At 44.6% G+C, this 23,078-nt stretch carries 18 protein-coding genes; 6 read left to right on the top strand and 12 right to left on the bottom strand.

The features are described 5' to 3' along the window. Positions 1-9: 9 nt before the first annotated feature. Both F0220_RS14925 and F0220_RS14920 read right to left on the bottom strand, forming a co-directional pair. The gene (locus F0220_RS14925) at positions 10-2,907 is read right to left on the bottom strand and encodes an extracellular solute-binding protein (protein ID WP_105598717.1); all 2,898 of its coding nucleotides are present in this window, start codon (positions 2,905-2,907) and stop codon (positions 10-12) included. A gap of 105 nt (positions 2,908-3,012) precedes the next feature. Continuing rightward, complete coding sequence (locus tag F0220_RS14920; protein WP_091016292.1) at positions 3,013-4,365, bottom strand: ABC transporter substrate-binding protein; 1,353 nt, start codon at positions 4,363-4,365, stop codon at positions 3,013-3,015. Between the two features lie 274 nt (positions 4,366-4,639). On the opposite strand from F0220_RS14920, the gene F0220_RS14915 reads away from it, so the two are divergent. Continuing rightward, positions 4,640-5,407 (top strand): helix-turn-helix domain-containing protein, encoded by a 768-nt coding sequence (locus F0220_RS14915; RefSeq protein ID WP_047842955.1) that lies wholly within the window; start codon positions 4,640-4,642, stop codon positions 5,405-5,407. 124 nt (positions 5,408-5,531) lie between these two features. On the opposite strand, the gene F0220_RS14910 is transcribed toward F0220_RS14915, so the two are convergent. The 5 genes from F0220_RS14910 to F0220_RS14890 all read right to left on the bottom strand — a co-directional run bounded on the left by F0220_RS14910 (position 5,532) and on the right by F0220_RS14890 (position 13,837). Further along, a complete protein-coding gene (locus F0220_RS14910) occupies positions 5,532-7,157 on the bottom strand; it encodes a response regulator (RefSeq protein WP_105598716.1) in 1,626 nt (541 codons plus the stop codon). Next, entirely contained in the window at positions 7,142-8,908 is a 1,767-nt protein-coding gene (locus F0220_RS14905) for a sensor histidine kinase (RefSeq protein WP_308737307.1), read from the bottom strand. The genes F0220_RS14910 and F0220_RS14905 overlap by 16 nt, the downstream gene beginning before the upstream one ends. 48 nt (positions 8,909-8,956) lie before the next feature. Continuing rightward, a complete protein-coding gene (locus F0220_RS14900) occupies positions 8,957-10,636 on the bottom strand; it encodes an extracellular solute-binding protein (RefSeq protein WP_105598714.1) in 1,680 nt (559 codons plus the stop codon). Between the two features lie 125 nt (positions 10,637-10,761). Continuing rightward, positions 10,762-12,312: a glycoside hydrolase family 43 protein gene (locus F0220_RS14895; protein ID WP_105598713.1), complete on the bottom strand. Its 1,551-nt coding sequence runs from the start codon at positions 12,310-12,312 to the stop codon at positions 10,762-10,764. A gap of 7 nt (positions 12,313-12,319) precedes the next feature. Beyond that, on the bottom strand, positions 12,320-13,837 hold the full coding sequence (locus F0220_RS14890; protein ID WP_105598712.1) for a glycoside hydrolase family 43 protein: 1,518 nt from the start codon (positions 13,835-13,837) through the stop codon (positions 12,320-12,322). Between the two features lie 163 nt (positions 13,838-14,000). Between F0220_RS14890 and F0220_RS14885 the strand changes: the two genes are divergently transcribed. Further along, a complete protein-coding gene (locus F0220_RS14885; RefSeq protein WP_105598711.1) occupies positions 14,001-14,864 on the top strand; it encodes an AraC family transcriptional regulator in 864 nt (287 codons plus the stop codon). A 137-nt stretch (positions 14,865-15,001) separates the two neighbouring features. On the opposite strand, the gene F0220_RS14880 is transcribed toward F0220_RS14885, so the two are convergent. The 4 genes from F0220_RS14880 to F0220_RS14865 all read right to left on the bottom strand — a co-directional run bounded on the left by F0220_RS14880 (position 15,002) and on the right by F0220_RS14865 (position 18,657). Further along, complete coding sequence (locus F0220_RS14880) at positions 15,002-16,696, bottom strand: ABC transporter substrate-binding protein (RefSeq protein WP_105598710.1); 1,695 nt, start codon at positions 16,694-16,696, stop codon at positions 15,002-15,004. Between the two features lie 275 nt (positions 16,697-16,971). Further along, the gene (locus F0220_RS14875; protein ID WP_091016304.1) at positions 16,972-17,247 is read right to left on the bottom strand and encodes a barstar family protein; all 276 of its coding nucleotides are present in this window, start codon (positions 17,245-17,247) and stop codon (positions 16,972-16,974) included. Positions 17,248-17,261: 14 nt separating this feature from the next. Continuing rightward, positions 17,262-17,696 carry a ribonuclease domain-containing protein gene (locus tag F0220_RS14870; RefSeq protein WP_091016306.1) on the bottom strand — a complete coding sequence of 145 codons (435 nt, stop codon included), beginning with the start codon at positions 17,694-17,696 and terminating at the stop codon, positions 17,262-17,264. A 199-nt stretch (positions 17,697-17,895) separates the two neighbouring features. Next, positions 17,896-18,657 carry an alpha/beta fold hydrolase gene (locus F0220_RS14865; protein WP_105598709.1) on the bottom strand — a complete coding sequence of 254 codons (762 nt, stop codon included), beginning with the start codon at positions 18,655-18,657 and terminating at the stop codon, positions 17,896-17,898. Positions 18,658-18,795: 138 nt separating this feature from the next. On the opposite strand from F0220_RS14865, the gene F0220_RS14860 reads away from it, so the two are divergent. The 4 genes from F0220_RS14860 (at position 18,796) to F0220_RS14845 (ending at position 22,566) form a co-directional block, all read left to right on the top strand. Then, a complete protein-coding gene (locus F0220_RS14860; RefSeq protein WP_105598708.1) occupies positions 18,796-19,431 on the top strand; it encodes a TetR/AcrR family transcriptional regulator in 636 nt (211 codons plus the stop codon). A 29-nt stretch (positions 19,432-19,460) separates the two neighbouring features. After that, positions 19,461-20,261: a GNAT family N-acetyltransferase gene (locus tag F0220_RS14855; protein WP_181155410.1), complete on the top strand. Its 801-nt coding sequence runs from the start codon at positions 19,461-19,463 to the stop codon at positions 20,259-20,261. A gap of 34 nt (positions 20,262-20,295) precedes the next feature. Next, positions 20,296-21,177 (top strand): AraC family transcriptional regulator, encoded by an 882-nt coding sequence (locus tag F0220_RS14850; protein WP_105598706.1) that lies wholly within the window; start codon positions 20,296-20,298, stop codon positions 21,175-21,177. A gap of 108 nt (positions 21,178-21,285) precedes the next feature. After that, entirely contained in the window at positions 21,286-22,566 is a 1,281-nt protein-coding gene (locus F0220_RS14845) for a glycoside hydrolase family 27 protein (protein ID WP_105598705.1), read from the top strand. 83 nt (positions 22,567-22,649) lie between these two features. On the opposite strand, the gene F0220_RS14840 is transcribed toward F0220_RS14845, so the two are convergent. Next, complete coding sequence (locus tag F0220_RS14840) at positions 22,650-23,024, bottom strand: hypothetical protein (protein ID WP_105598704.1); 375 nt, start codon at positions 23,022-23,024, stop codon at positions 22,650-22,652. Between the last annotated feature and the right edge of the window lie 54 nt (positions 23,025-23,078).

The following is a 23,078-nucleotide window of genomic DNA, read 5'->3' as shown; positions in this document are numbered from 1 at the left end:
CCCTTTCCTCTATTTCAGATTAAATTCTTTGCGTTTCAACTCTATTTCATCATCAATGTACAATACATAGTCTGATAAGGCTTCACGCGGATTTTCATTTGCATTGACCACTTTGCGGAAGGCGTTGTCCAGATGTCGTCCCGTGAAATAACCTCCAGGAAGCTGCGGGATTCCCTGTACCCATTCCCATTGTTTCTCGAGATTTTGATAATCCTTCACAGGCCAAGGCAATTGCTTCAAGGCTTCGATATTGGCCGTCGGGTAACGGGCAGCCGCTCCCATAAGACCTTCCATTTCTCTCCCGTATTCAATCTGGGTCTGCTCAGCAGTCCACCATTTCATGAACTTCCACGCCGCTTCCTTGTTGTCGGCATTTTCGAGCATCATCACCGCGCTCGTAGCGCTGGCCACTTCATGCCGTATGGACCCATCCGGAAGCTGTGTACCTGGAACAATCGTAAAGTCCCAGAGATTGCGGATTTCCGGAGCCATAACCGTCAGCATGTTATACGTGGTGTAATCAGCAATTCCGATCGGCATTTCCCCGGTACGGAAGCGGTTCGGAAAATCGGCTTTGAGCGGAAACTTGTAATTGGTATAAAATTGCGTCCAGCGTTTGAACGCGTCCATTGAAATCTCCGAATCCAGTGCACTTTTCTTCTGGTCTTCGGTGTAGAACGTTCCGTCATTCTGATATAACAACATCGCAAAGGTTGAATTGGGAACCAGGTTGGCATTGTTCAGCGTATCCTCAATCGGCAGATAAAACTCCATGTTATGCTTCTGCAGCACGGCGATGGCGTTATATACGTCCTGCCACGTTTTCGGTGGTTCGAGGCCCAGTTCATTCAGAATATCTTTGCGGTAAAAGAGCATTGGAAAATGCTGCTGCTCCGGAAGGGCATATACCCCGTCGTTGTAGCGGTAAGGCGTCAATCCGCTTTCACGGAACCTGCCCGAAATTTCCTCGAAATCGGGGAACTGGCTTAGATCCGCCGTTGCATTCCTCATCGCATAGTTCACCGGAATGTCTTCGCCCATCTGCATGGCAACATCCGGTCCTTCCCCCGAGAGTGTTGCGGGCAGCAAAATATTAGGCGGAACGAGACGTAACTGCACGGACACATCCGTATCCGGGGTAAACGAATCGTCGATCATGCCTTTCAGTACTTGGGCCTGATCTCGTCCGGTCGTGATCCATACGGTGATGGCATCCTTCTTTTGTTCCACGTTACCAATGCTGTCGTAATCTTCGGTATACGAGGCAACATATGCGCCCAGTTCGTGCTTCACCTGCTGGACGGTGCTCGCTTCCGCTTTTGGCAGCGATTCACCCGGCGGAGATACGACAAGGTAATCCAACGTAATCGGCTGTTCACGTACCGATAGAATCCATGTGCCGAGACCACCTACGTTAATTTTGAACGTATCCAGCCGTTTGGGAACCGTCTCTGGTCTGGCGGCCATATCTTCAAGCTGCAATACCATGGCGTGCAGTACGGCCACTTTGTCACTTTGCTCACCTGTGGCCTTTTCCAGGTAATCTGCAACGGAGCGCAAGGTGTCAGCTTGTCGTTCAAACACCTCCGTCATCTCCGGGATACGCCGTTCCAGTTGGTAATCCCGCAGTGGGTCCGGACTGTTGGAGGTGATCATTAATATTTTGCGATACATCTCATTCAGTTCCAGCACGCTGGATTCCACGGTCCGCAGCAGCGGAGCGATGTCGCCAAGTGTAACCGTCATTCGAATTCGGTGTTTTCCTTTTTCAAGATGAAACTGATATGGCTTATCCTCTCCCGAACCCAACACCTGAGTTTGCCAAGCCGGGCTGTAATTAAATCGAATGCGTTTCATTTCCTTAAACGGCACTTCACCGTTAATCGTCAGACTGCGGGTGGCATAGATGCCACGCAATTGATCCTGCTTCACCTTAAGCGCCAGTTGATATAGTCCGTCTTCCGGCACGTCAATTTCCCATTCAATCCATTCGCCCGGCAGTTTCCAGTTAATGCCCCCGATGGCGTTCATCCGAATTTTCGATACATTATAAGGCTCGAGTGAAGGACTTGATCGGTCTGAGATTGGTGCAAGTGTAGGAGATGATTTGCTAACAGCTTCCTCCCCCTGAACTTTCAACATGACAGGAGCCGATTGTTTCAAGCCGAGTGAGGCATAGGTCTGCTCCAGCTCTGCATAGGAAGGAACTTCGCTTTCTTGGTACAGCTCGATATAATCGATCGCCATGCTTTCTCTTAATGAAGTGAGCGATAACTTCTGACTGCCTTTTTCAAAATAAAACTGAAACGGTTCCTCGAAGTACCCTGCACTGTCCTTGAAGGAAGTCAGTTGCCATTCGGGCTGCTCCACTTGTCTTGGTCTAAGCTCATTGCCACGATCGTCCTGCCGGACGTTATCCTCGCGATTCCCCCATACCCTGTCAAACAAAAGAATATCGGCCCCTCTGAAGGGAACCTTACCATTAAGCTCAAGCTTGCGTTCGATCCCGGAGCTTTTGCCTTCTACGGGATAATAGTGAATGCGAATGTTGTACAAACCGCTCACTTGAACGGGAACATCCCAGCGAATGGTTCCAGTTTCCGGCGTAATTACGGCATTTTCGTCTAATCCGGCGTACCCTTGCACAACCTCAAATTCCCCATCCTCTGCCTGAACATAAGATTCGCCTTCGATGCGTACGATTTCATCCGGTTTGGCCGTATTGTCATGAGCAGTCAGATAATGCTCATAACTGAATGAATCCTCGGTTCCCGATACCGCCTCAAAGTCCTCAAGCGCATGTACCGTTCCCGGATTACGATCCCGCGATGGATATAGTGTCCATATGGAGAGCACCAAGGCCAGGACAAGCACCAGGATTAGTCCCTTTTTCTTACGTGACCGCATGTTTGATTGTATCCCCTTTCCTGTAAGCGTTGAGAGAACTGAACGATTGACTAACCCGGACAGACCGCACCTTCACTGGTGCGTTCTGCCCGTGTAACGTGATACCTATTTGTAAACCTCATCAATCGCAGCCTGGAAAGGAGCCTTGTATTTCTCGATCAGCGTAGATACGGATACCCCTTCTTTGAGTTCCCCATCAAAATCCCAGAACGGCAAGGACGGGAATGTGTTATGGTCGAGAACCAACATACCTTCCGCTACCTCTCTGGCATTGTTGATATCTGCTTCATCGGTCAGATGTGTCTCCAGTGTGGATTGTCCCGGGTATTCATAGATCGATTCGATCTCATTAATTTTCTCCCAGATGTACATCAGTTGTTCCGGATTCTCTACCGCTTTTGGAATCGTTATAGCTTGGTAACGTGACTCACCGGAGTGATACGCTGTTGCACTTGGACCTTTTGGAAACGGTACAAAACCAATATCGTAGTCCTGCATATCCGTCATAATACCTTCGACTTCGTACATGGCACCTGAATACATCAAGGTGTTGCCTTGACGGAAGAACGTGGATGGCTCTGTCCAATCGCCGCCCTCAGAAGCTCTGCCGACCTTCTCGGTAGCCAGTTTGGACAGGAAGTTCAACGCTTCTTTCGTTTTTGGATCTTCCAGGTTCTGCTTATCCTCTTTGGTCAGAGAAGCCTCGTTGGAATACAGAATCGGTTCCAGCAAGCCCGTTTGCGCGAGTCCCCAAGTGTCCAGCTTGCCATCATTGTTTCGATCCTTGTTCGCTTGCTTGGCAACGCTGATGAACGTATCCCAGTTCCATTCATCGGCATCCACATACTCCTGAAGTGGCTTCAAGCCGAGCTCTTGCATGAGTGTGCGATTATAGAAAATTCCGTTGATAAACGAGGACTGGTCCTCGGTAAAGCCGTAACCTTTGCCTTCATACTGCATGTATTCCTTGGTTGTTTTCTGGTTGAATACCTTGTCGTTTTTAATATAATCATCCACCGGCCATAACAGATCCTGTTTGGTCAATGCCGGAATGGCATAGTTTTTGCCCAGTCTCACCAGATCGCCAAGCGGTTCACCAGCCATCAGGGAAGCAACTACTTTTTCCTGATATTCACCGAAATCGATGGAAACATATTCAATATTAAAGTTGTGTTTTTTCTTCAGCGCTTCGAGATTCTCAAGGCGTTGAATGTTGTCCGGGTTGTTCCCCTGTATTTCCATGTCCCACCAAGCAACAACCTTGATGGTTCTGCCACCCATGTCAAAGTCCATTTCTGGCGTGGAGTTTTCATTCTTTGGCTCGGTTTCCGCGGGTTTTTGTTCCTCCTGTGTTGTCTTTTCCGGCTCAGGTTGAGCGGTAGGTGCAGAACTGCACGCAGCAATCACCAACAAGACCGCAAATACCAGGCTCAGTAGCATGAACTTGTTTTTTCTCATCGTCTTCCCCCCTGATTGTCGTTTGCTATCACAGTGTATCGTTCAAATGAAAGCGCAAACAACCTGCCGAAATACAGATGTTTACCCGGGCTGAATATAGATTCGCGTAATTTTGCACGAGCAAAGTGCATTATAGGTTTTAATTGGTAAAGAAATGCACTGTCTACAAAAATATGCACATTGTATGCGCTTTCTTTTATTACCATAATGAAATTAAGTCAAATTTCAGTTAATCTAGCGCATTACAATTCAGCAGAAGGTGAGGTATTGCTTCATGTATGATATTTTACTTGTGGATTTCAGCCGTCGTTTGTGCGGGGAGTTGCAACAGATGTTGCTACGGAGCAAAGCTCAATATACTATCGCAAATTGTGTGTTCTCATCGGCCGAGGCTTTGACCGCATTGTCAGAACGAGACTTTTCCCTTGTTATGGTACATACAGAGAGGTTTGATACCGCGGGGCTCTGGTTATGCAACGACATTCGAAAAAAAAGTCAGATACCTATCCTCCTGATGGGTGGAAGAGATCACTTCAGGTTCGTACGCAAAGCCCTGACGTATCAGGTAAATGATTATCTCCCGTATCCAGTTAGTCCTTCTTCTTTACTTAACAGTCTGCATGGACTTAGATCCCATCTTGAAACCGACCCGGCACACAAAACGTCGTCGTTCTTCAAAACACCTGTTCAAATGAACGGTAAACCCATGCACTCCAGTCATGTTATTCGTATCGTCAAGGCCTATGTACGGGATCATCTGAGTGATGAAATCACGCTGAAGAAGATCTCTGACATGCTTCATTTTAACTGTGCGTACCTCGGACAGAAGTTCAAGCTGGAAGAGAAAATGTCTTTCAATGATTATATGCTCCAGCAACGTATGGAAAAGGCACAGCAGTTGTTGTCTTCCACGAATCTGCGAATATATGAGATTGCTATTGAGGTAGGCTATAAGGATATTGATTGGTTCTATAAAAAGTTCAAAGCGTATGCCGGATCAAGTCCCAATGCTTATAGAAGACAAAAAATCCACACGGCCTAAAGGTGGATTGCCGAATCGGTTTGTGTATCGATTAGATAATAACTACAAAAAAACGCAGGATGTATTCTTCTTCCTGCGTTTTTTTGTAGTTGTTTGGGTTTGGTCAATTCCAGAGTATTCACCATTAACGTACCAAAAGGGATTCCCGGTATTCTTGGGGAGTCATTCCCGTTATTTTCTTAAAAAGTCGGGTAAATGAATGGGCAGCCTCGTACCCCACTTGAAGTGCGACCTCACGCACCATAAGATTTGTGTTCTGAAGCATTTCTTTGGCTTTCCGTATTCGGCAGTCGTCAATAAACTCTGACACGTTTATTCCCATTTCCTGCTTAAAGAATCGGGACAGATAGGATGGATTAAAATGATGAAGTTCTGCCAGTCTCACCAGAGAAAGATCTTTCTCAAGGTTCTCCTTGACGTAACTGCATAAGGAATGAATGACAACGTTAGCGCGTTCCTGTTCATTTGATCTTTTGTAGCGTACTAGTTCATCGGCAGCACGATATAGAAATTGTACTGCATCCTTCATGCATGTATACTCCCCTAAGTGCAGCAAGCTTCGTTGATCCGGGATTTTCTGTTGAAGACCCCAACGATTGATCGTTGAATGCAATAATAAGGCCAGATTGTAGTATGTCTCCATGGCACGTTCCATCGTAATTTCCTGTTGCAGCAGTTCTCCTGCAAGCTCCTCAAATATATCGTAAAATGGCTGAATTCTTCCCGTTTCCAAATATCCTGACATAATCTCGATCCGGTTTGAGATCCGCATGGATTCTTTGGGTACATCAGATGAGAGATCATTACGATGATCCGTGAGTACCATGGATACACCATCCCCAATTTTCATCCACTGGAGTAATCTCAGACGTTCATATTGTTTGGTTAATTCGGACCAATTACAGCTTCGACTACTTAATGAAAAAGCAATGGATACGCCGAGTGAGACCATGCATGCTTCCTGTACCAGTTCCAGCGTACCTTCTAGAAATCGCACAAGTTTATCATTAGTCATCTCTTCCTCCTGCTTCGGCTGAAGCAGCCAGATCGTATCCCCATAATGGTCCGTTACACTTGCACACACTGTACGCTCATTCATCAGAGAAGAGCCGATAATGCGAACAGATTCCTGGACTTGTGTGAGGTCCGAACCTTTTTCTGGCAGATTATTGAACCGACCCAGTATGAGATAAACAGGCGAGTTGATCTGTAATCTTATATCTCGTTTGGATAATTCGTCCTGCATATCCATGGTAGAATCTATAACCGCTGTACAGTCTTGAAGTAACTTCCGTAAATACTCTTTTTGCTGAATCAGTGCAAGCTGCGAATTGACTTTATGAGAATGTTCCAACAACTCAATCATGCTGTAACTTCGACGGATCTCTTCCATCACATCTTCTACAACTGACATCACCTTGTCATAACCTTCCGTTTTGAGCAAGTAACGCACATTAGCCATCTGAAAAGCTTGATATGCATAATCAAAATCGCTATGTCCTGTCAGAAAAATGACGCGACAATTCGGCCAACTGGCTTGAATCCGCTCTGTCAGTTCCAACCCACTCATGCCCGGCATACGGATGTCCGTTAGAACAATGTCAATTCTCGACCGTTGCATCCAGGACAATGCTTCTGTTGCAGAGTAGGCTTTACATACATCAAGCTGGTCGGGTATATGTCTGGCGAACGTTTCATAGAGACTATCCGTAATAATCTCCTCGTCATCTACAATCAAAAGTCGATACATTCGTTTTCCCCCTCTTTCCACTGGATTCGAATTGTGACTTTTAACCCTTGCAGTTCACTTCTGGTTAGGAAAAGGCCACTTCCTTCTCCATACGTCAGGACCAGACGTCGATGAATATTTATTAACGCGGTCATTTCGTCTGTACCTCCGTCCTTATGCAAGCGTTGTTGAAGAGATTGAATGTGTTGCTCTTCCAACTCATTACCATTATCCTCTATGGTGATCTCGGCATATGACTCTTCCATATTAAACCCAATAATTAGAAGACCGGAGTCCGAATTCTTTTCAAGGCTGTGCTCGTAGGCATTCTCAATAATGGGTTGAATAATGAGTCTGGGAACTTTGATGTGTTCCATCTCAGCAGGTAGTGACCCAAAATCAACTTTGATTCGTCTGGAGAATCGTAATTGTTGAATCTCTGTATAGATTCGTGAATGCTCAACTTCCACCTTCAACTTCACATGATCTGTTTCATTCCGGGTAATGAACCTGAAATACTCTCCAAGCATGTTCGTGAATTGCTCAATACGTTCGGTTTCTCCTGTCCTTGCCAGTGAATTCAGAATAAAGAAGCTATTATACAGAAAATGAGGATTAATTTGCGATTGGAGCTGTTTCAACTCGGCCCGTTGCATCATCAGTGTTTTCTTAAAATCTCGATCGATAAGGGATTGAAGATTTTCAATCATTAGATTAAAACGGGTGTAGAGGAAGCCGAATTCATCCTTTCGGTTATGTGCAATGGGGACATCAAGCATGCCTCCCTCCATTTTTTTGAATCTTTTCACCAACAACAGTAACGGGATATGAATCAACTTGTAACTTGAATAGAGATACGCCGTGATGGCAACAAATGATGTAATTGCAAACAGCCAAGCCCAATGATAGAACTTGCTAAGCGGTTTGGTGACAATGGCCTCGGGTAGATATGTAGCTACGGATAAGCCCAGAGAATCCATATGCAACTGACTAACATGATACATGGTGTCCCCCACCTTCATCCGAAAGCCATCAAGTGTACCTTTCACACTGTTCTCACGATAATTTGCGAGAATAACACTTGCTTGATGGTTATCTGTGATGGCATGCCCCGTGACGTCCTCAATCAGGAAAGTTGAACTCTCCGGGTACAAATTAAGTCGTGTAAGTTCATTTTGAAAATGATCAGTATTCAGCTCCACTTGAATGACAAAAAGCGGGGGCTCTCCTCTGGTACCCGTCAGTCTGACGGCACTGTGGTTCAGGGTGTCCTCTTTCACCGTGAAACGTGTACCTTTTCCTTGCATGCCTGAACTGAAGTATACATATGAACTTTTATCAAAATCATCGATACCTTGGATCGCGGATATACTTTTGCCAACTGAAGGGATATGTACATATACGTTTTTGATATAAGCCGTGCTATTCTTGAATGAAGCGAGTCGTTCAGTCAGATAATTTAATGTATCCCGTCGCTCAACCTGATCCATCATATCCCAGAGAATAGCCAGACGATTCAATTTGCGATCCTCAACGATATCAAACTGCTGTAATTCCATCCATTCCATCTCTCTGTTCAATTCCAAGACATATTGGTTCAACCGTCTCTCTGTTGACAATGATATTTCCTGGCTTGCATTGTCATAACTCCAATGATACAGATACACTCCAAGGAGAATCAGGGGGAGCACAAATACCAGATAGGTGATTATTAATCGCGCAAATATACTGTTAAACCATGATTTAGCAGGGATCTTGATCAATGCATTCACCTCCAATGCCAAAGGCTGAGTGGGTTCCTTGTATGAATAAAGTGAACATTAGTGCTCCTTTGGCTTGCTGGTGCGAAACCACGCGTTAACTTCCGATGTGATCTGATCTCCCCCCAGCTTGCGCCAATTCTCTACGAATTGATCAAACTCTTCTATCGGCCTGCCTAGAATAATGTTCATATAGGCTTCAAGCTGAAGATCTCGAAGAATAATTTGTCGATCAACCATGGTGTCTGTAATGCCGCCAGTGAACTCATCATAGAGAAGTTGACCGTTCTTCTCGTACGCATCTGCAATGCTAAAAGCACCCGAAGGACCATAGGTTTGTTTCCAGCCCCAGCCGCTCTCTACATCTTCCAATTCATAGGCCACAATGCGCTTGTGAATGGCGAGAGCTTCATTCTCCAGAGCCGAGAAGTCTCCTGTGCTTCTGGCATCACGAATTTGTTTGTATGCATCTATGTTTTTATTACCGGGAAATGGAGTCACCGGTGAAAGCATCCATACAGCTCGGGAGTCGTCATTATAGTATGTTTCGTACTGTGCCTGATCGCCCCAGTTGATGTCCAGATGCAGATTCATCAGCTTTACAACCACCTCCGGATGAGCGAATCCCTTTTTTACAGCAAAGTATTGCCCGGTATTGGAACGTAGCGGTACGAACAGACTCCGGTCTGACTTGGCAACAATGGGGTATGCCTGCCATTCTACATCTGTATCTGTGTCACGGGTGGTCTGGAGCATAAAGGGTGTCCACTGTTCTCCGTAGAGCATCCCTATTTTTCCGTCCTTAACCAGACGAAACGCCTTGCTTCCACTTTTATAGCCGAAATCCGGGTCAAGTTGGCCTTCACGATACAATGTTTGCAGTGCTTTCAGAGCCTCGCGAACTTCAGGCTGTATACCTCCATAAGTGAGATTTCCTTCTGCATCTTTAACCCATATATTAGGGTAGGCACCGTAGCCAGAAATCAATCCCGCAGCTCCCATAACTGGATCCCATAAATGGTTGGTTAGCGCAAGTCCGTACGTATCCTGCTCTCCATTCCCGTCGGGGTCTCCATCTGTAAACGCTTTCGAAACTTGAAGAAGCTCTTCCATCGTTTCAGGCGGCCGTAGTCCCAGATTCTCCAACCAATCGGTTCTAATCCACAGGTACTGCGCAGTCTCAATGGAGGAAGAGGATTCAGGAATAGCCATGAGTTGGCCGTCTATGGTTGCCGCATCAAACGCTCCTCTGCCCTCTGCCTCTAATATGCTCTTCGTAAGTGGTGAAGCATGCTCTTGGTACACATGGGTTAAATCTTCGATCATTCCAGCGTTACTCAGTTGTCTAAGTTGATATGGATTTACTTTTACCACATCCGGGAAACGTCCTGCAGCAAGAGATACACCCAGCTTCTGATTGTATACATCTCCATTAGCAATCCAGTCATAGTGAATTTGAATACCTAACTCTTTCTCGTACAAACGAGTCCAGCGATTATCCAGCATCGTCTCACCAGGCAACTGGCTAATCATGCGCTCGAGGTCATCTCCGGTTTCCCTGACAAAAGAGACCACAATAGGAGGAGAATACCTCTCAAACGTAGCGGGAAGTTTCATCTGTTGCCCATCTGGCTGCGGATGAGGTTGTTTGGAATTTCCTTCGGTATGACCTGCTGGTATCGACACAGCTAGGAACAGAATAAAAGTCCATTTTGTTATGTCCAGACATCTCTTATACATGACGACATGCCCCCAGTTCGGTTTAAACAACTGTCTTCTCTCTGTCCATTATGAATCCATATCATTGTACAACAACTTGTAATCATTGAATACGAAAAGCCGCCGTTGGGCGGCTTTTACATATTTCATTGTTTCTCATCAGGATTAATCACACGATATTCAAAATTCGAAAAGTCAGCTGTTCCGCCAACCATTTGAGTTGAATATGCAAACAACCCCGTTCGGCAACCCATAAAATGATCAAGTTTATATACCATTTTATGGATAATCCCGATATCTCTCCATTCCACCCCATCGAAATAGGCAAAAGAGCATTCATCCAGATTATTCTCAAAATTTCCGAATGCTTTCAGTTTAACGACTGGATCTGATACCGGGATACGTTCATGTTCAGTGGCTGGCTCCTGGTCAATAAGATTACCAAATATGGTTGAGTCCTCACTATTTCTAGCATGCATGACCAAGTAAAACTTGCTATCCTGCTTCGTAAGAGCGATCATACCGTATGAACCAATCAGAAAGCACAACCCAGCATAATCCCCATCATTCAGACGACTGCCGTCAAGCATAACTATTGCTTCGCAAGCGGGCCCCATGGAACGCTGGGTTAGAGTATTTACCGCAAACGTCAGATTTGGGCTGATCTGTCCAGTTCGAACACGATAAACTCCTCGTTTCTCTGTGACGGACCAAAGTTCATGATTAGGTGTATGATTCCACTGCCAAAAATCGCGGAGGCGTATTCTTCCATCTTCTTCAGCTGCATAATTGAAACTGTCGCTACCTACTAACGGGTTATAACGGTGCTCTGGTCTCGTGCTCGGAATATGAATCTGTTTTGGAGCTTTGCTTGCAAATACCGGAATACCTTGATCAAAATGGAGCGGAACCAAAACAGGAATCCGGCCTACAGCCCCATGATCCTGAAACAGCATTGCATACCAGTCCCCATTCGGTGTATCCACGATGCCACCCTGAGCCACACCTGAATTGAAATAATCCATATCGTCATTAAATACTTCTCCGCCAGTGAAGACATCTTCCAGAGAGTCTGCCGTATAACACGCCTGCGTTCTCCGTCCGGTAGCTTTCGTTATATGAATCAGGAATACAACATATTTCCCATTAATCTTGTAGAAATGTGCTCCTTCATAACCAAGGTGATGAGACTGCTCGTCTTTTACAATCAAGCGATGCACTCCGCCAGGTTTCGGCCCGGACAGATCAGAGCTTAATTCGGTCAGATAGATCTCGGTATTCCCGTAGACAAGATATGCTCGTTCATCATCGTCGAAAAATAAGGAGCAATCATGGTAAAACCCTTCGACTACTTGTTTCTTCCACACTCCCGAGATGGTGGGTGACGTGTACAAGTATGTTTTTCGGGTATCATTCGCCACAAAGATCACATAGAACATCCCTTGATGATAGCGGAGCGATGCAGCCCACATGCCTTTGCTATAAATGTGCTGACCATCCACCAGCCGCTGTGCAGGTGTATCGTCCAATGTGTCGTATACATATGTCGCTACTTCCCAATGGATCAGGTCATATGAACGCAGGATGACACATCCCGGCATCATATGCATGGTCGTACTAACCATATAATATGTGTCCTCTACACGAATAACGTCAAGATCCGGGTAATCAGCCCAAATAATCGGATTTGGATACATGTTTCAATTACACCTCATTTTTTCTGTTAAACTTCCATTCTCTTAAAAGGATGATGGAGCTGTCGGTTGAATTCTTAAGCTTAATATACAAATCTTGCACACCTTTTGCACCCGTAACTTTCGTTGTTAGTTCCATCCATTGAAGAGTTCCGGTCGCAGGCGGAACAATGATTTCGGCAATTAACGGTCCGTCTGCACGATCAAGCCGAAGTTCCAACGTGCCTTCGCTTCCTTGATTCGCAATAATGGCTGTAAAGGTTGTGGGTCCTTCACTTTCAAAGTCGACCTTGGATATAGCTATCCAACTGTCGTTTTGCAGCTTAGCGGACATGATATTCGAATCGGATGCAGATATCTCAGCAGCGTCAAGATATTGCTCTGTTGTTACTCTGCTGCTCCATCCAATCGTCGAACCGCTTACCCATTCATAAGGATTGAAGCACTTGATTTGATCTACGCCCTGATAATCTGCATGTACCTTCTGGATCTTACCCGTGGCCTCATCATGCTCGACTCGATTCAGATGTGTTGAACGGTAACCATCGGGAATATTCATAGCCTGGCTTAAAGTCTGAGCATGATAGGCAATGTACCACTGATCGGCCAGTTGGAATATAGCATGATGGTTATTGCCGCCAACATTAAAAAAGTGGCCCGGATTCTGGAGCAACGTTCCCTGATATGTCCATGGCCCCATCGGCTGAACACTGGTCATATATGCAATTTCACCGGGTGGTGGACTGCCCTCTGGCCGATCACCCTCAATAAAATTGGAACAATACGTAAAGTAGTAACTATTATTATATTTATGTATCCCTGCATCTTCAAACATATAAGGCGCCTGAATCACCTTTGCTATACCAACAACGCTGGTCATATCGTCTCCCAATCGCATAACTCTTGCCGTATCAGGTCTTTCTGGTTTCCCCTGCGGAATACCACCACCGAAGTATATATAGGCCTGATGATCATCATCTACGATTACAGCCGGATCGAACAACCAGGTTACTTCCTCCACTCCCGGAGTTTCTCTTGTAATAAGTGCTTTGCCTATCGGATCTATCCATGGACCAATAGGTGTTGGTGCAGACAATACACCAATTCCACTGGCATTGTTGGCGAAATAAAGAAAGAAACAGTCCTTGCCATCCAAGGTTCGATGAGCAGCTGCCGGCGCCCAGGATTGCGAAGCCCATGTTGCAGCGCCTTGAGGTCCAGCAACTCTGATCTCCCCATGATCGGTCCAGTTGATTAAGTCATCCGAAGAAATGACCGTAATCTTGTTGATTGAACTGTAACTGTTTTTCTGAGGAAGACCGTCCTTATCATATTCCAGCTTATCACTAGTCATGTATAAGTAGACTCGATTGTTAAATACCAAAGCATAGGGATCGGCTCCGAATTTGTGGGCCACCAGAGGGTTACCGTTGGGATGAAGCTTTCCAATCTCCCCTGGAATACTCTCCAGATTGGCAGCTTGGGTTTGCTTTTGCTCACCAGCATGTGGTGTAGAATGATGATTCATCGAAAAAATCCCCCTATAATCGTTTTTAGTTGTACTTTATAAAGAGAAAGCGTTTGCAATACAAAAGGTATCATGATAGGATGATTACATTTTAAGGTAAGCTGAGTACAATTTCATTGCGTTAACCGCTCTATTTATTGCGTGAAATGACGGGAGGTACTTCATGAGTGGATCCTCTGAATGTTTTTATGATCCCATCCAGCCTGAGCTCTTATATCTGCACCGCGTAACAACGTATAAGCTGGAAACGATCTATCATCGCCATAATGCATACGAGATCTACCTGTTTCTTCGTGGCAACGTTCACTTTTATGTAGAAAATCGATGTTATCATCTGCAGCGGGGGGATTTGCTAGTGATGTCACCCGAGGAGATGCACCGAGCCTTTATTCTGGATGAATCTGAGTATGAGCGAATTACAATCAATCTCAAAAAAACATATCTATTTCAGCTTTCCACACCATCAACCAATCTATCATCATGTTTTGATCATCGCCCCAAAGGAACAGGCAACATCGTGCATCTAGACGAGTATAACTTGAAGCAGATGCTGCAATGTACGAACGAACTGGAAAGATTGCTTGCTTCCGATGCTTATGGCACCGATATCAAAATAAATGCAGCCGTAGCCCAATTGTTGGTCATGATTAACGTCTGGTTTCATAACAATTCCTTTGTTCCCAATGATATTATGCCTGAACTGGTTCGTGAAACCATGGATTATATTGAAACACATCTAAATCAAGACATTACACTTCGCAAACTTGCCGAAGTGTTCTATATGAACAGCACATACATCAGCAGACAATTCAAAAAGCATACCGGATTGACGATTCGTTCCTACATTTTGGGTCGTCGGATTGAACGGGCCAAATTCCACCTGTCTGAAGGAATGAGTATTACGGATGCTTGCTTTCAATCTGGCTTTAGTGACTATGCTAACTTCATTCGCAGTTTTACCAAAATGGTCGGCACTTCTCCAGGCAAATATAGCAAACAACGACGTGATGCACTCGAAATATTATGATGATAACGACAAGATAATGCAACAAAAAGCAAAAAACATCAAGCCATGCAGGATGGCTCGATGTTTTTCTTTTTCTTCATTTGCTTGGTATACATATTTAATCTGTATTAAACTGTTAACGAGATCATGTCCAACCGTTAATTGATCTCTTTGCCAGACCACAGACTAACACGTTCTTTAATCCACTTTGTATACTGCTCTTCCATGGCTACAGCGCCCGCAGCATCAAGTTCTGCAATCATATTATCATATATGTCTTCAAAGGCAGCTGGAGAGGATGTAATTGCTTCCGCGATCCGTTTCTGGATAATATCCTGTGTCTTCTGATACACCACATTATAGTCTCCGCTATCCGTAGGAATCGGCATATTATAAGCTGCGCCCCACTCTTTCACCGGGAACTCATCTCCGTTAGGGAATAACTCCTTCCAGGTTGTAATACCGTACCCTTTCAGAGTTTCTTTTTCTATATCAGAATAACCTTCCTGGATCTGCTCAGGATAGTTGGTTGTATAATAGTTGTCCGTTGAATCTTTGACACCGTCTCCATAATGAGCGCCAAAAATGGTGTATAAGTTGATACCGGTTTCTTTGCTGAATGTACTATTGTCTTTGTTTTTACGTTCCTGAATATCTGCCGGTATTTTGCGAACTCCGTCTTCCACAACGTAATGTTCTCCTTCGATACCCCAATTTCTCAACACTTGACCTTCCTCAGAAGAAAGCCAATCCAGGAATTTGATGGCCCGAACCGGGTCTTCAGCATCAACAGTTATGCCGATACCATATCCATCAAAGCCGATATCCTGAAAATCTTTGCGCTGGAAGTTGTCGTTCAGCGTTACCGGATAGAAGCCATAAGTCATATCGTCCTTGCCTGCACTTTTCAACGCATTTTCCGCATCGCTAAATCCCCAAAGCGGATCAAGTACGGATAGAACACGTCCGCTGGCGATCTTGGATTTATATTGATCATCTTTTTGAACAAAACTGTCTTTATCCACTAGACCTTCATTATACATTTTGTTTAACCAACGGAAATATTCCCTCTCTTCAGGACGCTTATAATGAAGAACAGCTTCATATGTGTCAGGGTTAATGAAATATTCACCATCCCCAGGTCCTCCCGTAGCCATGACTGCCGGATCAGTTACGGTAATCATACGGCGCCATCCATCTGCACTGAGTGTCAGCGGGATTGTCGGTTGGCCATCATCTGTCGTTGGATTATTCTTGTAATACTCTCGGAGGACATTTTCATAATCTTCCAAGGTTTTGATCTCAGGGTACCCAAGCTCTTTAACGACACGATGCTGAATAGCAGCACCATTTGTCGCATCGAAGCTTTCTTGATCGATCGCACCATTCGTTGGAATCCAGTATATGGATGGGTCTTCATTGCTATATTTCAAGCGATTAAAATGCTCACCGTATATCTTTTTCAAATTGGGTGCATGTTCTTCGATCAGATCCGTCAGATCAATCATTGCACCAGCATCAACAAGTCTGCTTAAGTTGCCTTTAGGAAAGATCAGATCCGGGTAATCACCGCTTGCGGCCATAAGGGATATACGGTCGTTTCCTCCCCCGCTTGAGATATCGAATTCTGCATTGATGGTTACACCCGTTTCTTCCGTAATTTTCTTCCCTACAGCATCCTGCATATTGTTCCAGTTGGGACTTGCATCCGCACCGAAGAAGGTAAACGTGATCGGGCTGTTAGGGTCACTGGTATTCGATTCTGAATTCTCTGTAGCGTTTCCGCAACCGGCGGAAACCAGTACAACACTTGTTACGAGACATGCTCCTAGCACTTTTGAAACGGCTCTCATTATTTTTCTGCCCCCTAAATGGTGTTAGTCGTAATAACCAATCCAGACATTAAAGATGGTTCGTTCAGAAGTGGTATACGCTTACATATTCAATCGGTAATGTACGACTACACTCCTGCCTAACCTATTCCATGCTTAAAGTATAAGGAAGTCTAATAACCCCAACCTTGATTATTAAGCCATGAAAATAGCATGATCTAGACATGAATCTCAGTAAAATGTGAAGACCAAAAAAGCGATGGTTGCCCATCGCCTCATAACATCTAACATCCTTTTCAGTAATATAATTCCAACGTAAAACCTTGGATTTCCGCTTCCACATCTCGCAACAATTCCATGACTTGATCTGCGTAATCACCAAGAGTTTCTTTACTTTTCTCGAAACCAAGCCATTGAACAGTAAGCGGCATGCTTACAGCCCCAGTCAAGACATCCCACAGCGCGTCCAAATTGCCTCCGTAGTTCTCGTCTAACTCAAGCTGGTTCTGAAGTACTTGATGCAACTCTTCCTTGCTGTGAATGTGGTATCCGTCAATTTGAATATTGCTCATATCATGACCTCCGTTTATTTTAACTGTTCAAATGACTTGTAATGATCTGTTGTCTGGTAGATTAAACCGTCATTCGAGTATAGAATTCGGTCGCTTCCGCGCCGTCCTCCTGAGTAATTGATATCAGCTTCATACCATATCCGGCCTTTTTTGCTGGGGAGTAGCCCTTCCCGGTTACCAAACACATCGCCGCCGATGCTTTTGCCTGGAGCGACTTCATGTAGATTCCCTTCACTTGGCTCCCAGCCCAATTCCCTGGCCTCTTTCTTGGTAATGTAATTCGGTGGGAGTTCATGATGCTCCGAGATATAATTGGCAACTTCATCAAATCCCATATCCTCTGATACTTGAGGTGATCCGATATCCAGCACAGACTCTGATGTACAACCCGAGAACATTAATGCAGCGAGGACAATCACTAACGTGTAAACAAATTTTCTGAAAAACATAATCTTTTCTCCTTTGAATGTTCTTGCTCTTGCTGTGTCTTCGTTTTTAAGCCTATCATTGAACCGAAATTCAATCAATATAAGAAGTTAGCCCTTCTCCATTGAGGCACAACCATATCCTTCAACTAAAAAAAGCCGCTAAAATAGCGACTTTAATCGTACCACGGATCATTACCATTCAACACATTCATTTATGATCTTATTTGAATCGATCCATCCAGTTCTCCAACGCTACAACAACCTCTTCTAACTGCTTCTCTTCTGTAACTTTAGGCTGATTATCTCCTTTTTGCATACCGTATGAGCCAAATTGACCATGATTTCCACCTTCAATACTTACATAAGTCGTGTCTTCTGGAAGGTTTGCTTTGGCGCTCTCCCAGGATTCCCTGTTAAGCACCCCATCATTCGAGCCTGTAATCTGTAAAATAGACAAGTTCGTATTCTTTAAGCTCCCCCCATCATCTGCATAGGAAGCCAGGAAAAAGACGCCTGCCAGCTTTTCATTGTGCTCCGCAGCATACCGTGCTGCGAATGACCCTCCCAATGAATGTCCGCCAATTACAAAAGCTTCGTTAGGATGTTCCTCGATAAACGAATCTGCCTTGTTCTGACCGAAAATCGCCAAGTTCATTGGCATGATAGCGATATAAACGCGGTGTCCCTGTTCTGCCATTTCTCTAGCAAGTGGAGAATAACTTTCAGGTTTGACTAGACCTCCTGGATAAAAAATAATATTCGGTTCGGTTAACTTTGTATTCACGGGTTCAAACCGGTAACCGTCCTTCAACTTGGTGACAGTAACCTGAGCGTCACTTGTTATTGCCGCTTCAGCTCGTTCAGAAGGACTATACGTAACCGAATTGAGATATACGAACACTCCAGCCACAATGATCACGATGGACAAGATCGTCCACATGATTATCTTTTTCAATTTGTTTGTACGTTGTGCTGTTTTCAACCTTAAAACCACCTTAGTATGAGGATAATGATATGTCTTTTTTAACTCTTCATAATTATACTTACCGGTAAGTATAATTACAAGATGATTTTGCTAACCATCGTTATTTGTCATAAACTATTCATGGAGGGAAGTCCAATGACAGAAAAATCACACAAACGTTTGCCTGGAAGACCCAAACATGGCGATGACGATATCTCAGTTCAGCAAACGATTATTCATACAGCTTCAAAGCTATTCATGGAGTACGGCTACGAAACAGTCACACTTCAGCAAATTGGTAAAACATGTAACGTGTCAAAACCAACCATTTATTATCATTTCACCAGCAAACCAGAGCTTTTTAAGGTTGCCTTTACAACGATGTTACAAAATGTGAGCCGATTAACCTCGCATATGCTCGATCAAGCCGAGAGTCTGGAGTCGGGGCTTGTGCGTTTGGCAGAGGCCAGACTGGCCAATCCACATGCGGAGATTGAAACCATGCTGAGAGAAGCTGAACCTTTTCTTGAACCAGCTCAAATTCAGGATATACGCAACGCGGAGCATCTGATTCACGAAGTGTTAGCCTCCCATTTCCAACGGGCAATGGATGAAAACAGACTGCGAACGGACGATCCATTTTTCCTTGCAGAGACCTTCTCGACATTGATGTTAATGGGTAATCGGGAAGATAACCTGCATAAATATGGTTCCAATCTTTCATTGGGCCAAAAGCTAGTAGAAATTTTCATTCGCGGAGCTGCTCGAGACGAGAAATTCTACCCTATATAAGCATGATAAACGCAAAGGAAGGTGTAGTTTTGGAAATTCTAACATGGCAAGAGGTTCATTTGATACTTCCTCTTCTCATAGAGATCAAGAATAAAGCTGTATTTGTGTATTCCGTACTTGAGCAAAGACAACAAGGAACTGTATTCGTAAATAACAAGCACAACATAACTTCAGCCCTGATCACAAGCTGTGGTGGTTTTTACTGTTTATTGGGGACAGCAAGCAATCGAAAATTTAATGATGAGGTCATTCGGTTTTTAATAAACAAAGAGAATCATAAAATAGATTTTTATGCACTGGCACTATTTTCGGAAGAATGGACCGATTTACTTGATAACTATGAATTACCGAACGCAAAGAAAATCAAACGCACATATTTTTCTTTCAATAAGATGAAGTTTACCGAGAGATACCAAGGAAATACTCTCACTTTAGGTAAACACTTTAACCTCGTAGAATTAAATCCATCCATCGCAACGAAGTACATTAATGATTTTTACTCCTACTATTCAATTGTATGGGACTCTGTACTGCATTTTATTGCTAATGGTATTGCGCATTTTATTACTCGAGATAGTGAAATTGTTAGCGTCTGCTCTTCTCCGTATGTAGGTGGTGGTTATGCGGAGATCGATATCATCACACTTGAGGAACATAAGATGCAAGGATTGGCTACAGCTGTCGGTGTTCGGTTTATTCGAGAGTGCATACACAAAGGATTAGTACCGAACTGGTGCTGTCACGCCGATAACATTGAATCATTACATATGGCAAACAAGCTTTGTTTTGATAAGATCGAGGAGCAACCAATGTATTGGTATAACGCATAAATGCGCAAAATTTGGGGCAACAAGGAGAGCTGACATGAATATCCCCAGAGGAACTTATGGGTTTCGATTCGCCGAAGACAAAGAGCTCCAACTGTGTGTACTCTATGCAGCTGGAAGTGATTCAATAACCGAACCTTCTTATCATTGGGATGGACTCGAACGTTCGGACGGGCCTCTCCTGTTATTCCAATATACAACTTCGGGTGAAGGTGTATTTGAGTCAAATAATTGCATACACCATGTTTCCGCAGGACAAGCTTTTTTGGCAGAAATTCCAGGCGCACATCGCTATTACTATGATTCAGCATCAAAAGAACCTTGGGAGTTTCTGTTCCTGTTGTTCAGGCCCACTCTTATTCTGTCCCATTGGCGAAAATTCCTTCAGGAAGCGGGAGAAGTTCCCTATCTTCCCGCTGATTGTACACCCATCCGATTGTTGCGGATGATCGTGACTGATGCGGCGGCAGGCAGGATCACTGATCCTCTGATCGCATCATCCAGCGTATATCAGTTCATGACAGAATTGACCCGCTTACAGAAAACAACATTACGCAACAGGGAGAATTGGTCTGAAAACATTCAAATAGCCGTTGAATACATAGAGAACAATTACTCCAAGATGATCAGTATTGATCACCTTGCCGAGTATGTTTCCCTTTCCAAATATCACTTTATACGTCGCTTTTCCTCCAGTACAGGCTTGACTCCAGGTGCTTATCTGACCCGTGTACGTACCGAGAAAGCTTTCGAACTGCTGCGCGGAACTACTCTTAGCATTGAAGTCATCGCCGAACAAGTTGGTTATTCCAGTGGAAGTTATTTTATCAAAGCTTTTCGCAGTATAACTGGGGTTACGCCAGGTGAATTTCGAAGCGGCGGTGAAAGCCTTGTATACCGTAAATTATTCTTCGACTAACCGCAATATTTTGCTATTACACACTCAACATTACTGTAGATATTAATAAAATCCTTTATTATGATGAATTTAGCGAGAGCAATAATTAATCAGTAGAGGAGTATTCCCATGAATCATACGCTTGCAGCATCAACTCCACCGCTTGGCTGGAACAGTTGGGATTGTTACGGCGCGGCCGTTACGGAAGACGAAATTCGTGGCAACGCGGAGTACATGGCAGAACATCTTAAAGACTTCGGCTGGACCTATATTACGGTCGACATTCAATGGTACGAACCTTTGGCCAATTCTTCGCAATATCGTCCATTCGTTCCACTAATCATGGATGAATATTCACGGCTTATGCCTGCTGAGAATCGGTTTCCCTCCGCTGCAGGTGGACAGGGATTTAAGCCGTTAGCCGACTACGTTCATAGTCTTGGACTGCAATTCGGGATTCACATCATGCGTGGTATTCCACGTCAAGCTGCACATGCGGCTACTCCGATCCTGGGTTCAACCTCCACTGCGCGCGACATTGCTCATCCAAACTCCATCTGTCCATGGAACACAGATATGTACGGTGTCGATAGCTCAAAAGAAGGCGCGCAGGCCTATTACGATTCGCTGTTTGAACTGTATGCACAATGGGGCGTTGACTTGGTGAAAGTAGACGATATTGCTGCTTCCAGGCTCTACGATACCCATCAGCCTGAGATCGAAATGATATCCAAAGCGATTGAGCGCTCCGGTCGGCCCATGGTACTAAGTCTCTCTCCTGGCCCTGCTCCAGTAGAATACTCAGAATTCTTGGCTGATCATGCCAACATGTGGCGTGTCACGGACGATTTCTGGGACCTTTGGCCGCTGTTATTGGATATGTTCGACCGCTGCCGGACGTGGCAGGGCGTTTCCCAAGCAGGCTGCTGGCCAGACTGTGATATGTTGCCTTTGGGTCATATCGGTATCCGTTCTGTAGACGGTGGTGGAGCAGATCGCTGGACTCGGTTCACACCTGACGAGCAGTTGACGATGATGTCACTGTGGAGCATCTTCCGTTCCCCGCTCATTTTTGGTGGTGAACTGCGAGATAACGATGACTGGACACTATCCCTGTTAACCAATCGTGAGGTTCTGCGAATGCATCGCGAGAGTTATGGAGCCAAAGAAGCCTTACGCAAAGACGATCTTATTGTGTGGACTGCCCAGCATGCGGATGGTTCCTCTTACGTCGCTGTATTTAACACAGGAGAGAAATCTCTTCCCGTTGATCTGTCTTTTGATAAGGTCGGACTGTCCGGCATTACCGAAGGTACGGAGTTGTGGAGCGGAGAAGCAGCTGAATTTACAGAGAATTCCTTAGTTACGACTGTGCCATCACATGGTGTGCGTCTTTATCGCTTTTCCTAAGCTTGCAAAAGAAAAAGAGAGGTCCGTCGTTCATTAGACAGACCTCTCTCTCATTTCATGTTCATCGCTAGAATGGATTGCATTCAGTTTCCATTCGATAGTCGATATGTATCCATGGCTTGAACGGCCAGATGAAATGCTTTAATCCTTCTTTCAAGAAGAGTCTTTTGAGGGCTACCTTCTTTGGCCTTGGCATACATGCTCTCAAGGGATGGAAACAATCCAATTAAGACAAGTCGGGCTTCTGCTATATCTTCCTTGGTGTATGAATGAGCTTTTTGATTCCACTGTTTATCCAACAGTGCTAGACCAATGTAAAAAGCTTGAAGACGTTTCTGTAGCAATGTTGTGTTAGTACTTTTCTGAGTCATATTCACTAAAGCATTCTCCGATTTGCGGATGGTTGATTGAAAGGCTTTGATGGATTCCAGTTTGTCTTCCTGTGACACATTTTCCATAGCGTGCTAACCTCTCTCTCTTGCTTTATTTGGTATTCAAATATATTAAATTAA

Origin of the sequence: Paenibacillus sp. 37 (genome assembly GCF_008386395.1) — a bacterium.
Taxonomy (GTDB): Bacteria; Bacillota; Bacilli; order Paenibacillales; family Paenibacillaceae; genus Paenibacillus; species Paenibacillus amylolyticus_B.
This window is presented reverse-complemented; position numbering and strand designations above follow the sequence as displayed.